This is a genomic window from Sorangium sp. So ce321 (assembly GCF_051530195.1).
GTDB lineage: Bacteria > Myxococcota_A > Polyangia > Polyangiales > Polyangiaceae > Sorangium.
Genome location: NZ_CP150329.1, coordinates 3,917,046 through 3,929,895, shown reverse-complemented (window position 1 = coordinate 3,929,895; position 12,850 = coordinate 3,917,046). Strand labels below are relative to the sequence as shown.

At 70.9% G+C, this 12,850-nt stretch carries 11 protein-coding genes and 1 pseudogene; 11 read left to right on the top strand and 1 reads right to left on the bottom strand.

Going from position 1 to position 12,850, the window contains the following annotated elements:
- Nucleotides 1–2 precede the first annotated feature (2 nt).
- The 4 genes from WME89_RS15165 (at nucleotide 3) to WME89_RS15150 (ending at nucleotide 4,696) form a co-directional block, all read left to right on the top strand.
- Nucleotides 3–254 carry an acyl carrier protein gene (locus WME89_RS15165; RefSeq protein ID WP_438009868.1) on the top strand — a complete coding sequence of 84 codons (252 nt, stop codon included), beginning with the start codon at nucleotides 3–5 and terminating at the stop codon, nucleotides 252–254.
- Nucleotides 251–1,126, top strand: coding sequence for an acyl-ACP desaturase (locus WME89_RS15160; RefSeq protein ID WP_438009867.1), 876 nt, complete (start codon nucleotides 251–253; stop codon nucleotides 1,124–1,126). The genes WME89_RS15165 and WME89_RS15160 overlap by 4 nt, the downstream gene beginning before the upstream one ends.
- Nucleotides 1,127–1,158: 32 nt before the next feature.
- On the top strand, nucleotides 1,159–2,487 hold the full coding sequence (locus tag WME89_RS15155; protein WP_438009866.1) for a beta-ketoacyl-[acyl-carrier-protein] synthase family protein: 1,329 nt from the start codon (nucleotides 1,159–1,161) through the stop codon (nucleotides 2,485–2,487).
- A gap of 61 nt (nucleotides 2,488–2,548) precedes the next feature.
- Nucleotides 2,549–4,696, top strand: coding sequence for a thioredoxin domain-containing protein (locus tag WME89_RS15150; RefSeq protein ID WP_438009865.1), 2,148 nt, complete (start codon nucleotides 2,549–2,551; stop codon nucleotides 4,694–4,696).
- A gap of 278 nt (nucleotides 4,697–4,974) precedes the next feature.
- On the opposite strand, the gene WME89_RS15145 is transcribed toward WME89_RS15150, so the two are convergent.
- Nucleotides 4,975–6,732, bottom strand: a complete 1,758-nt coding sequence (locus WME89_RS15145; RefSeq protein WP_438009864.1) for an OmpA family protein — start codon at nucleotides 6,730–6,732, stop codon at nucleotides 4,975–4,977.
- Nucleotides 6,733–6,988: 256 nt separating this feature from the next.
- On the opposite strand from WME89_RS15145, the gene rpmH reads away from it, so the two are divergent.
- The 7 genes and pseudogenes from rpmH (at nucleotide 6,989) to WME89_RS15110 (ending at nucleotide 12,671) form a co-directional block, all read left to right on the top strand.
- Nucleotides 6,989–7,138 carry a 50S ribosomal protein L34 gene (gene rpmH, locus WME89_RS15140; protein ID WP_437281433.1) on the top strand — a complete coding sequence of 50 codons (150 nt, stop codon included), beginning with the start codon at nucleotides 6,989–6,991 and terminating at the stop codon, nucleotides 7,136–7,138.
- Between the two features lie 6 nt (nucleotides 7,139–7,144).
- A complete protein-coding gene (gene rnpA / locus WME89_RS15135) occupies nucleotides 7,145–7,660 on the top strand; it encodes a ribonuclease P protein component (protein ID WP_438009863.1) in 516 nt (171 codons plus the stop codon).
- A 68-nt stretch (nucleotides 7,661–7,728) separates the two neighbouring features.
- A pseudogene (yidD, locus tag WME89_RS15130) lies at nucleotides 7,729–7,950 on the top strand (membrane protein insertion efficiency factor YidD); the annotation flags it as partial.
- 317 nt (nucleotides 7,951–8,267) lie between these two features.
- The gene (gene yidC / locus WME89_RS15125) at nucleotides 8,268–10,052 is read left to right on the top strand and encodes a membrane protein insertase YidC (RefSeq protein ID WP_438009862.1); all 1,785 of its coding nucleotides are present in this window, start codon (nucleotides 8,268–8,270) and stop codon (nucleotides 10,050–10,052) included.
- A complete protein-coding gene (locus tag WME89_RS15120; protein WP_436617144.1) occupies nucleotides 10,045–10,608 on the top strand; it encodes a protein jag in 564 nt (187 codons plus the stop codon). Before yidC ends, WME89_RS15120 begins: the two co-directional genes overlap by 8 nt.
- A gap of 279 nt (nucleotides 10,609–10,887) precedes the next feature.
- Nucleotides 10,888–11,241 carry a 50S ribosomal protein L19 gene (gene rplS / locus WME89_RS15115; RefSeq protein WP_436617143.1) on the top strand — a complete coding sequence of 118 codons (354 nt, stop codon included), beginning with the start codon at nucleotides 10,888–10,890 and terminating at the stop codon, nucleotides 11,239–11,241.
- 275 nt (nucleotides 11,242–11,516) lie between these two features.
- Entirely contained in the window at nucleotides 11,517–12,671 is a 1,155-nt protein-coding gene (locus WME89_RS15110) for an FHA domain-containing protein (protein ID WP_438009861.1), read from the top strand.
- Nucleotides 12,672–12,850: the final 179 nt, after the last annotated feature.

The following is a 12,850-nucleotide window of genomic DNA, read 5'->3' as shown; positions in this document are numbered from 1 at the left end:
CCATGACGGACATGACCAATCTGCTCGAGGTATTCAAGACGGTTGCCGCCCGCGTGGACAAGCGCGAGTTCCCCAACGTCACCGCGACGTCGGTGATCACGGAGCTCGGCATCGACTCGCTGTCGATGATGCAGATCGTCGGAGAGATGGAGACCGAGCTCGGGATCATGATTCCGGACGAGGATCTGGTCGAGCTCATCACCGTGGGCGACCTCTGCAAGAAGGTCGGAGAGCGGCTGGAGGCGAACGCATGAGCGGGCTCGAGGAGAAGATCTTCCGGGAGTACATGACGTTCTTCGAGAAGGCGGAGCGCGAGCGCCGCTGGAACGTCTTCCAGGACATCCCCTGGGATCGCGTGAACAAGGAGGCGAGCGAGGAGCTCGCGCTCTGCGCGGAGACCTTCTGCTCGGTCGAGATGTACCTGCCCGACTACGTGTCGAACGGCATCAACATCGTGCGGAGCTACTTCGGCCAGGCGTGGTTCCAGGCGAACTGGGCCTACGAGGAGTCGAAGCACTCGCTCACGCTGATGCAGTACCTCCTGCGGTCCGGCAAGCGCACCGAGGAGCAGCTCACCGACCTGCAGCACAAGATCTTCGCGAAGAAGTGGAACCTCCCGTTCCACACGCCGCGGCAGATGACCTTCTACGGCTGCGTGCAGGAGATGGCGACGTTCGTCATCTACGTGAAGCACAGGGAGCGGGCCGCGGCGGAGAACGACGAGTGCCTGCGGTCGATCTACGACTACATCGCGCGCGACGAGATCGCCCACTGCCGCTTCTACCAGAGCGTCATCAAGGTGCTGCTCGAGGAGGACCGCGAGGGGACGCTCGCGGACATGGCGCACGTGTTCGCGAACTTCGAGATGCCGGGCGTCGGGATCGTCCCCGACTACGACTCCCGCATCCTGAAGATGCGCGAGGCGGGCATCGATCGGAACGTGTTCATCCAGAAGGTCTACATGCCGATCCTGAAGTACCTCGGCGTGGGGCGGCACGAGATGCTCTCCGCCCAGCGCGCCGCGCTCGACCTGCGCCGCGGCGGAGAGCACCGCCGCGCCACGTCGATCGAGGCCCTCGCGCCCGCTCCCACCCAGAACGACGCGGCCCAGGCGCTGTCCGCCTGAACCCTCTCCCTGACGAGAAGAACGAGCCCCCGATGCGAAGGCGCGTCGTCGTGACCGGGATCGGCGCCGTCTGCCCGCTGGGCAACGACGCCGTGACCACCTGGCAGAACCTCCTCGCCGGCCGGTCCGGCGTGGACTTCATCCGCGATTTTCCCGTCGACAAGCTCCGCAGCGACATCGCCGCCAGCGTGAAGGGGTTCGACGTCGGAAAGTACCTGTCGCCCAAGGAGGCGGACATCTACGGCCGGGTGACCCACCTGAGCCTCGCCGCGGCGGTGGAGGCGCTGCGCGAGGCGGGCATCGCGCCGATCCAGCGCACCCCCGCGGCGGACGACGGGGCGGCGGAGGGCGCTGGGGCGGGGCACCTCGCGCCAGCGGCCGGCTCCACGGCGCCGGTGGGCGGCGGCCTCGACCGGACCCGCGTCGGGTGCCTGATGTCGACCGGGATGGGCTCCGTCGACATCTTTGAAGAGCAGGTCGGCCGGAGCGCGGCGCGGGGCCCGAGGGCCGTGTCGCCGTACTTCATCCCGGGCGTCATGCCGAACGGCGCGGCGGCGCTCATCTCCATCCGCTACGGGCTCATGGGGCCGTCGTACAACCTCGCGAGCGCGTGCGCGACGGGCACGCACTCGATCGCGACCTCGGCCCTCATGATCGAGGCGGGCGAGGCCGACGTGATGGTCGCGGGCGGCGCCGAGGCCGCGACGCGGCTCAACACCGTCGCGGGGTTCGGCAACGCGAAGGCGCTCGCGAAGGCCGTCGACGGCGATCCGACGCGCGCGAGCCGCCCGTTCGACCGGCGCCGCCAGGGCTTCGTGATGGGCGAGGGCGCGGGCGCGCTCGTGCTCGAGGAGGAGCAGCACGCGCTCGCGCGCGGCGCGACGCCGCTCGCCTACCTGGCCGGCTTCGGGATGACCACGGACGCGGAGCACCTCACGCGGCCGCACTCGGGCGGGCTCGGGCTCGCGCTCGCGCTGGAGCGCGCCCTCGCCCGGGCGGGCGCCGCGCCGGACGTGATCGGGTACATCAACCCGCACGCGACCTCGACGCCGCAGGGCGACGCCGCGGAGGTGCTCGCGCTGCAGCGCGTCTTCGGCGAGCGCCTCGCGCGCATCCCGATCTCGGCGACCAAGTCGATGATGGGGCACCTGCTCGGCGGCGCCGGCGCCGTGGAGACGATCGCGGTCGTGTGCTCTCTCCGCGATCAGCTGCTGCACCCGTCGATCAACGTGGAAGAGCTCGATCCGGAGTGGTCCCTGGACGTCGTGCGAGAGCGGCGGCAGGTCGATCTGCGCTACGCGGTGAAGTGCTCGGCGGGCTTCGGCGGGCACAACTGCGCGCTGGTGCTCGAGCGGGCGTAAGCGCCCGGGCGCGCGCCGCCGACGGCTGGCGGTCCCCCTCGCCCGGCGCTAGGTGCGCTCCATGGCAGCGCACACGAACCGGCTCGCGAACGAGTCCTCGCCGTACCTCCTGCAGCACGCGCACAACCCGGTCGAGTGGTACCCGTGGACGGCCGAGGCGCTCGACCTCGCCCGGAGGGAGGACAGGCCCATCCTCCTGTCCATCGGCTACGCCGCCTGCCACTGGTGCCACGTGATGGAACGCGAGTCGTTCGAGGACGAGGCGATCGCCAGGCACATGAACGAGCTCTTCGTGAACATCAAGGTCGACCGGGAAGAGCGGCCCGACCTCGATCACATCTACCAGCTCGTCGTGCAGCTCATGGGTCGGAGCGGCGGCTGGCCGCTCACCGTGTTCCTCACCCCCGATCAGCGCCCCTTCTTCGCGGGCACCTACTTCCCGCCGAAGGACAAGCTCGGCATGCCCGGCTTCCCGAAGGTGCTCGACGCTGTCGCGGACGCGTACAGGAACCGCCGCGCCGAGGTCGAGCTCCAGGCGCAGGAGATCACCCAGGCGATCGAGCGCACGCAGCGCCCGCCGGAGCGCGCCGCGGGGGCGGCGAGCGCCGTCGAGCCCGCCTCGCCCGACCTGCTCCGACGCGCGTCGCGGCAGCTCCTGGCGCGCTTCGACAACCGCCACGGCGGCATCGGCTCGCGGCCGAAATTCCCGAACACGATGTCGCTCGACGTGCTGCTCCGCCGCGGCGCGCTGGAGGGCGATCGCGTCGCGGCGGACAGCGTGGAGCTCGCGCTCGACAGGATGCGCGACGGCGGCATCTGGGACCACCTGCGCGGCGGCTTCCACCGCTACTCCACGGACGAGCGCTGGCTCGTGCCCCACTTCGAGAAGATGCTCTATGACAACGCGCTCCTCCTGCGGCTGTACGCCGACGGCTTCCGCGCGTTCGAGAAGCCCATCTACGCCGAGACGGCGCGCGAGCTCGTCGGCTACCTGTTCGCCGAGATGCGCGACCCCGAGGGCGGGTTCTACGCATCGCAGGACGCGGACTCCGAGGGGAGCGAGGGCAAGTTCTTCGTGTGGACGCTCGACCAGCTGCGCGCGGCGGTCGGCGAGGATCAGCTCGCGTACGACGTGGCCCGGCTCGTCTTCGGCATCACCGAGGAGGGCAACTTCGAGCACACCGGCGCGACGGTGCTCTCGCAGCACCGCACGATCGAGCAGGCCGCGGCCGTCCTCGACAGCGGCGCCAGCGGAGGCTCCGCGGCGCACCTGGCGCAGTGCCGCGAGGCGCTCGCGCGCGCCCGGGCCAGGATGCTCGCCGCGCGCGAGGAGAGGCCCCGGCCGGCGCGCGACGACAAGGTGCTCGCGAGCTGGAACGGGCTGCTCATCGGCGCGCTCGCCGACGCGGGCCGCGCGCTGGATGAGCCCGCCTGGGTCGACGCCGCGGCGCGCGCATTCGCGGTGCTCGAGCGGAAGCTCATGCGCGGCGGCCGCGTCGGCCGCTACCTCAAGGACGGCGCGCCCGTCGGCGCCAGGGCCGAGCGCGCCGGCGGGGGCGACGTGCGCCCGGGGTTCCTCGACGACCAGGCGTACCTCGGGAACGCGGCGCTCGACCTGTATGAGGCCACCTCCGAGCCGCGCTACGTCGGCGTCGCCCGCGCGATCGCGGACGCGATGATCGCGCACCACTGGGATGAGGCAGCGCGCGGGTTCTTCTTCACCCCGGACGACGGCGACGCGCTGATCGCACGCACGCAGGACATCTACGACCAGGCCGTGCCGTCGGCGGTCTCGATGGCGGCGCTGCTCTGCCTTCGCCTCTCCGAGATCGCCGACGAGCGCTACCTCGCGCCGGCGGAGAAGCAGCTCGAGGCCCTCGCGCCGACGGCGCTCGAGAACCCCTTCGGGCTCGGCCAGACCGTGTGCGTGCTCGATCGCCTGGCGCGCGGCAGCGTGACGGTCGTCGTGGTCGGCGAGGCGAGCTCGGCAGCCACGGGCGACCTCGCGCGCGAGGCGTTCAAGGCCTACCTGCCGGACCGCGCGGTCGTCGTCGTGGATCCGGCGCGCCCGGAGAGCGCCGCGGCGGCGAAGGTCGTCGCCGACGGCAAGCCGGCGCGCCCCGGCGCGGCCGTGGCCTACGTCTGCCGCGGGCGCGCGTGCTCGGCCCCCGTCACGGAGCCGGCCGAGCTCAGGGCGCTGCTGGGGTAGTGCGGCACGCGCGGAGCTCGCACGGGCCGCGGCCCGGGGAGCTCCTGCACGCGCAGCCGGACACCGGGCCGGGCGCGTGGGTCTGAGCGCACCCGCGCCCCACGCCCTCGGCGCGGTCCTCGCTGGGCGCGCAGATCTCCACCTCCAGCTTCGCGTCGTCGTCGAAGTCCGTGACGAAGGTGCAGCTGCACTCGTAGGGCGTGCCCTGCTCCGGGCGGCACGCGCAGGAGAGGAGCGCGCAAAGCAGCGCTCCCGCGCGGGCCGCCCGGCTCCGGCGCCTACGGCGTGACCGTACCGCCACTGTTGCCGCCGGCGTTGTTGTCGCCAGCCTTGTTGCCGCCCGTGTTGCTCTCCCGGATGTGGAACTCGACGCGGCGGTTCTTCTGGCGTCCGGCCTCCGTGTCGTTGCTGTCGATCGGCCGCCTCGGCCCGAAGCCCGCCGCCGTGAGCCGGGCCGGATCGATGCCGCCCCGATCGATCAGGTAGGTCCTCACCGAGTGGGCGCGATCGTTCGAGAGCTTCTCGTTCAGCTGATCCGGGCCGCGGTTGTCCGTGTGCCCCTCGATCGCGACGAGCGTGATCTCCGGGTTCACCTTGAGGAGCCGGACGACCTCGTCGAGGATGCCGTAGCTGTTCTGCAGGATCCTCGCGCTGCCGGTCGCGAACTGCACCTGCTTCAGGATCTGGATCTCGCTCGAGCCCGTGATGCGGCGGATGAACTGCGGGCAGCCGTTCTTCGCCGGCTCGGGGCTCGGCTCGCCAGGCTCCTTCGGGCAGGCGTCCTTCGCGTCCGCGATCTTGTCCTCGTCGGCGTCGTCCTCCGGGCAGCCGTCCTTGTCGTTGATCTTGTCGAAGTCCTCGGGCTGGTCCGGGCACTTGTCGCTCGTGTCGGGGATGCCGTCGCCGTCGCGATCGGGCAGCGCCGGGCAGCCGTCGTCGGCGTTCGGCGGCTTGCCGTCCTCCGGATCGGTCGGGCAGAGGTCGATGTCGTCCGGGAGGCCGTCCTTGTCCGTGTCCGCCGCGCGGGGTGGGACCGCCTGGAAGCGCCTGCCGGGAGACTTGGGCTCGACATCCGCGATGCCGAACGAGTAGCCGATCACCCCGACCAGGCGGAAATCCGGCGCGTAGCCGCCCGTGAGCCGCGTCCCGCCGCCGATGCCGAACCACCCCTTCTTCTTCTCGTCGAGCGCGAGCCGCCCCTCGGCCATCCACTCGAGCGGGGTGTTGTCGCCGGTGAACGTCGTGATCCGGCCGAGGCCGGTCGATCCGAAGATCTGCGCGCCGAGCCGCAAGGTCCCGTTCCGCAGCGGCACGAAGCCGCCGAGCCCCCAGCGCCACTCGTTCGACACGTTGAAGTCGTTGAGCGAGGAGAACGGGCGGAACTGCACCCCGGTGTTGAGGACGAAGAACATGGACTTGAGGTCGATCTCGCCGGAGAGGCCGACCATCGCGCTCGTGGCCTTGTCACCGGAGAACGAGATCTTGCTGCCCGTCGGCACCCAGGCGGCCGCGTTGACGCCCAGCTTGAAGAAGCCGTCGTCCGAGCGCACCAGGATCGCCCGCGCGTCGAGCCGCAGGTCCATGACCGCGAACGCCGACGGGCTCGCCGCGTCCTGCGCGCCGGAGACGCTCGAGTCGTTCGTCTGGTTGCTCGTCTGGAAGGCGACGAACGGCAGCCCCACCTGCACGCTGAAGCGGTCGAGGAACTCGACGCCTCCGTTGAGGTACCCGATGAACTGCGAGGAGACCGGCGCGCCGTGCTCGCGGCTGAACCGCTCCGCGGAGCGCTCATCGTTCAGCATGTTCTCGACCCGGAAGGGGTTCAGGCCGAAGCCGAGCCCGAACTGCCCGAAGAAGCGCGTCTGCGGCGCCACCTGGGGCCGCCAGAGCGCGATCGAGTCCTCGGGCGCGCCGGCCATGTAGAGCCGGTCCAGGTAGAACGTTCTGACCTGCGCGCTCGCAGGGAGCGCGCCAAGGAACAACGCCCCCGCCGCAGCAGCGCTCAGCGCGCGTCGCTTGACGCTCCGCGCAGTCACTTGCTGCTTCTCCCCCTCTTGTGCTCCGGTGCGCGCCAAATTCCCTCCTGTGACCCGTCTAGAACGGCCGTCGCGGTCGATCGGAGGCTACACGCTAACCCATGCACCTAGAAAGGTGACAGAGAACGGCAAACCGGGACCGCCCCGCGTCGTCTGGTGTTGACCTGGGCCGAGTGCCGTGCTTTCTTGCGCGCCCGCTTGACGTGCGGCCAGGTCGCCGCCGTTCGCGGTCCAGAACGCCAAGGGACCACCAGCCATGAAGCGCACCTACCAGCCCCACAACACCCGCCGCGCCCGGACCCACGGCTTCCGTGCGCGTATGGCGACCGCCGGCGGTCGCAAGGTCATCAACAACCGCCGCCGCAAGGGCCGCTCCCGGCTCGCGCCCAGCATCTACAAGAAATAGCGCGGCGTGACGACGCCAGCGCGCCCGCGCTCGTCGGCGTCTTCCGCTTCCTTCCCGCGCTCGCGCCGCATCCGCAAGCGGGCCGATTTCGTCCGCATCCAGAACGGCGGACACCGCGTCTCCACCCGCCATCTGCTGATCCTCGTCGCCGCCCCCGCCGCCACGACCCGTCGCGGCGGGGCCGCACGCCGCGGCGAGACAAGCGCGGCGCTCACCCCGCCGAGGGCGCCGCGGCTGGGCCTCGTCGCCTCGCGCAAGGTCGGCGGCGCGGTGGAGCGCAACCGCGCGAAGCGCCTGCTCAGGGAGGCTTTCCGGAGGTTTCCGGAGCTCTTCCCGGAGCACGTCGACGTCGTGGTGATCCTCCGCACCGGCGCTGGCTCGCTCGGCCTCGAGGACGTCCTCGCGGAGCTGCGCAGCGTGGTCCCGGTGCTCCGTCGCCGGGCGCGGGACGCGCTCGCCGTCGCGCGCGCCCCCGCGGAACACGCCGCCCCGCCGGGCGCGGAAGAACCGCCGGCGCGATGATGATGCGGCGTGGCCTTGCGCCGTGGAGCGCCGAGCCCCAAGCTCCCTGCTCTTCCACGGGTCACCGCATGCTGGCGAAGCTCCTCCTCGCGCTGATCCGCGTCTATCAGGTGACGCTCTCCAGGCTCATCGTGGCGTTGATGGGACCGGTCTGTCGGTTCGAGCCCTCCTGCTCGCGCTACGCCGCAGCCTGCATCCAGGGACATGGAGCGCTCCGGGGGAGCTTGCTTTCGCTCAAGCGACTGTGTAGGTGTCACCCGTTTCATCCGGGCGGGTTCGACCCTCCTCCTCCACCTCGTCTTCGCCGCGCTGCGGCGGCTCAGATGCCGCCGCAACCGGACGCTGATCGGCGGGATGCGGCACGCTGTTCGTCTGCTGGCACGGAGCTCGCCTCGCACGCCTCGCCTCCCCGGCGAGCGGGCTTCAGCGGCCAGGTCAATCTCATGGACTGATCCCGCTCGACCGTCGACACGGCCCCGGCGGCGCGCCTCCCCACACGCCACGGAGCGAAGCCCATCCGGAGCGACCCTGAGCAGCCTCGTGAGGTGTCACGAGGCTCCAGCAGCGAAGGGCGCGGGTCGAGATCCTGGGACCGACGAAGGACTTCATGGAACGCAGCAATATCGCCAAATGGCTGTTCCTCGGCCTCGCCATCATCCTGTTCATCCAGTACGGCAAGCCGCTCCTCTTCGGCAACGCCGCGGAGCAGCTCCAGCCGCTCGACGTCAACGACAGCACGGCCCCCGCGGAGCGCGCCCCCGCGGAGGCATGCGTGATCGACGGCCCCCGCTTCAAGGCGGAGCTGTCCACGCGGGGCGGGTCGCTGCGGCACCTCTGGATGACCGACCCGAAGTACACGACCGGGAACGGCGAGCGCAGGCCGATGGATCTGGTCACGACCTCGCTCGAGTCGCGGATGCCCCTCCGGACGGACCTGCACCTGCCCGGCGGCAACGCGTCGCAGGTGCCGTTCGATGACCTCGACTGGAAGCTCTCGGCGCAAGACGGCAAGAGCTGCACCTTCACCTACACCGACGAGGCGACGAGGCTCACCAAGGTCGTCACCGCGACCGGGCGCCCCTTCGAGCTCTCGCTGCAGGTGACGGTCGAGAACCTCGCCCAGGATCCGCGCAAGCACCGGCTCGCCGTCGAGCAGACCGCGTGGCGAACGCAGAAGGAAACCGAGGGCCACCTCGGCTTGATCTCGGAGTGGATCACCGAGACGGTCGCAGCGACCGACCAGAAGACCGAGCGCCAGCACCCCGACGCCTTCGAGCCGGGCGACTTCAAGGACAAGGAGTTCACCCCCGAGCGCTGGCGGCGCGTGCCGGGCAACGCGCGGTTCGCCGCCGTCTCCAGCAGCTACTTCAGCAAGATCGCGATCCCGCTGGAAGGGCCCGGGCAGCCCGTGGCCGAGACGCAGATCGAGGAGATCTGGGACACGTCGCGGTTCCCGCAGAAGTCCAAGGACCCGACCTACGGGCACGTCTACCGCGCGCGGCTCGCCTATCCGGAGCACGAGCTCGCGCCCGGCGGCGCGGTGACCTACAAGGTCCTCTCCTTCAGCGGCCCGAAGGAGCGCGACCTGCTCGCCGCCGTGGACCACGGGGCGAGCGAGGTCATCAACCTCGGCTGGTTCTCGCCGATCGCGAAGCTCCTCGTCTCGTACCTCTATGTCCTCCACCGCGCCGTGGGCAGCTGGGGCTGGTCGATCGTCCTGCTCACCATCACCGTCCGGCTCCTGCTGTTCCCGCTGAGCATCCAGCAGATCAAGAGCTCCGCGGCGATGCGCAAGCTCAAGCCGGAGATGGATGAGATCAACGCGAGGTACAAGGACGACGCCACCCAGCGCGGCCTCGCGATGCAGGAGCTCTGGCGCAAGAACAAGGTCGCGAACCCGGTCCTCGGCTGCTTGCCGATGCTGCTCCAGATGCCGGTGTGGTTCGCGCTCTACACCGCGCTCCAGACCGCGGTGGAGCTCTACCACACCCCGTTCGGCCCGGTGATCCCGGACCTGTCGGCCCCGGGGAAGTACTTCATCATCCCCGCGGTGCTCGGCGCGTCGAGCTTCATCCAGCAGAAGCTCATGCCCCCTCAGGGCGACCCGGCGCAGCAAAAGATGATGCTCTACCTGATGCCCGGCATCTTCACCGCGATGATGCTCTTCCTCCCGGCCGGCCTCGGCGTTTACATGCTGACGAACACCTGGCTCGGCATCGGGCAGCAGGTGCTCGTCGAGCGGTACCTGAAGGCGAAGAACGACCGGGCCGCCGGCATCCAGGTGCGAGAGGTCGCGAGCGCGGAGCCCCAATCCGCGATGAAGAAGACTCCCGGCGACGACGACAAGTCGGCGCCTGCTCTCGGAAAGGGAAAAGCACGTGTCCGTGGATAGTGAAGCTGCCGAAAGGGGAATCGACGCGGCGGACGTCGATGTCGATGCAGAGGCGCAGGGCGCCGGCGATGCGGCCGAGTTCGAGGAGGACGGGCGCGCCGACATCGCGCTCGACTTCGTCATCGACGTGCTCGCGGCGATGGGCATGGACTGCACCGTCGATCTCCTCGAGAACGAAGAGGAGGATCCGCCCGAGGAGATCCGCCTCGAGATCGAGGGGAAGGACGCGGGTCGCGTGATCGGCAAGAAGGGGCAGACGCTCTCGGCGCTGCAGTTCCTCGCCAACCGCGTGATCAACCGGCCGGGCAAGAAGCGGCGCCACGTGATCATCGACGCCGAGGGCTACCGGCAGCGCCGCGAGGACACGCTCTCTTCCATGGCGCGCAGGCTCGGCAAGCAGGCGGTCGAGGAGGGCAAGATCATCACCTTCGAGCCGATGAACCCGCAGGACCGCCGCGTCGTCCACCTGGCCCTGGCCAAGTTCCCCGGCGTCGTCACGAAGAGCGACGGCGAGGGCGAGGCCCGCCGCGTCCAGATCATCCCCGTCCGCCGCTGAGCCAGAGCGCGCGTCCGCGCCGTTGCCGGCGTTGACACCCGATCGCCCGCATGCATAATGCCGCACCTCTCCGGTACCCCCCGGGGAGGTGCGTGAGCCTGCGCTCGCGCCCATGCTCCCGGAACCGCAACCGGGCAGCATCTGCGTTCACGGCGTGAAGCACCGGGCCGCGCGCGGCCTCCGCTCCGCCGGACGCAGTCGACGAACGGCGGCGGCCCTGCCCCCTTGAGCAGGGGACCGTAAAGACGGATCCCCGACCCTTTGAAGGATTGACCGACCATGCAGACCTCGAACATCCTCGCGAAGATCGAAGCTCCCCTGTTCCGCGAGGGGATCCCGGATTTCCGGGTCGGCGACACGGTGCGCGTCCACTACAAGATCGTCGAGGGCGAGAAGGAGCGCATCCAGGTGTTCCAGGGCGTCGTGCTGAAGCGGCACCGCGCCGGAGCCCGGAGCACCTTCACCGTGCGCAAGGTGAGCTTCACGGTCGGTGTCGAGCGCATCTTCCTCCTCCACAGCCCCCGCATCGACAAGGTCGAGATCGTCTCGCGCGGCGTGGTCCGCCGCTCGCGGCTGTTCTACCTGCGCAACCTCGCAGGCAAGGCCGCCCGCGTTCGCGACGCGAAGGACTGATCCGCGCCGGCCGGGCATTCCCGGCCGCGTCCAGAGCGCACGCAGATCAGGCCGCCAGCTGGGCAGCCGTGCTCCTGGTATCGAGCGCGCGCTCAGCGTCTCTGGCGCAGCGCAGGAATCTCTGCGCGCCGGACGGCGACGCGCGCACGCGCGCGAGCGGCCTTGTCAATCGGCAGCAAGGATTCCCGCATACTTCTTCTTGATCCTCGGCCGAGCGCCCACGGTATGCTCGCGGCGGCGGCGCCCCAGCGCCGCGAAACCCGAGAAGGATCACCATGCTCTGTCCGCGTTGCGGTGCGCCCGCGACCCCCGCCGATAAATTCTGCGCTGTGTGCGCCTCGCCGCTCGCCCCGTCCGGGCCTGGAGCGTTCGGAGCTCCGCCTCCTCCGCCGCCTCCGTTTCCTGCCCCGGGCTTCGGCTCGCCCCCTGAGCCCCCTCCGAACTATGGCTCGCCGAGCGGCGGTTTTGGTCCGCCCCCGCCGGCGCCCTTCGGGGCTCCTCCGCCTGCACCTCCCGGCTTCGGGCCGCCGCCCGAGGGCGTCGGTTCCGGCTTCGGTCCGCCTCCGCCCTTCGGGTCGCAGCCCGGCGGCTACGGGGCGCCCCAGCCGCCCCCTCCGCTGCCGCTGAAGCCGCCGCCCTTTCCGCCGGAGCCGCCGGTGTTCGGCGCGCCCGGGGGCGGCTATGGCTCGGCCCCGAGCTTCCCGGAGCAGCAGCAGGGCGGCTACCCCGGGCCCCCCCGGCCGGGCTTCGGTCCGCCTCCGCAGCAGCAGGGCGCGCGCTGCGTGCAGGGGCATGCGATCCCGGCGGGCGGCTCGTTCTGCATGGAGGGGGGTCACCCGATCGCCCTCGACGGCATCCAGATGAGCGGGGACCCGTTCAACCAGACGGCCTACCCTCCGAACCAGCCGGGCCCGTCGGCGCCGCCGCCCGTCGGCCAGATGGGCGGGCAGATGGGCGGGATGGGCGCCTACGGCGAGCCCCCGCCCCCGCCGCCCCACCAGGGCATGCCCCTGCCGGCGCCGCCGCCGCCGCCGCAGTACATCTCCGCGCCCCCGGTCCAGCGCCAGCCGACCCCGGCGCCGCCGCGGGGGCAGGAGAGCCGCCGCACCCTGGCGGGCTTCCTCGTGAGCTTCCAGGACGACACGTTCGGGAGGTTCTGGCCGCTCTGGCAGGGCAAGAACATCATCGGCCGCGCCGAGACAGGGCAGAAGGTCGACATCGAGATCGCTCACGGGACGACCTCGACGCACCACGCGACCGTCGAGATCGACGGCGGGCGGCTCGTCCTCGCCGACCTCGGCTCCACCAACGGCACGTTCCACAACGAAGAGGCGATCGGCTTCCAGGGCCGGCGCGAGCTGCGCGATGGCGACAAGATCCGCTTCGGCGGCTTCAGCGTCATCCTGTTCAGCGTGGCCGCGCGGGCCTGACGTGCACAGCGCACGAGGAGAGGCGTTGCCAAGCCCGCCCCCCTTCCCCCGCGACGTTCGACCGGCACCTGGCGGCCCGGCCAGGCTGCGTGAAAACCAACCGGATAGCCGCCGCCAGCGCGCGGCGGCCGCCCCGCTCGCGCGGGGAGCGCTCCTCTGCTCCTTCGCGCTCGCTGGAG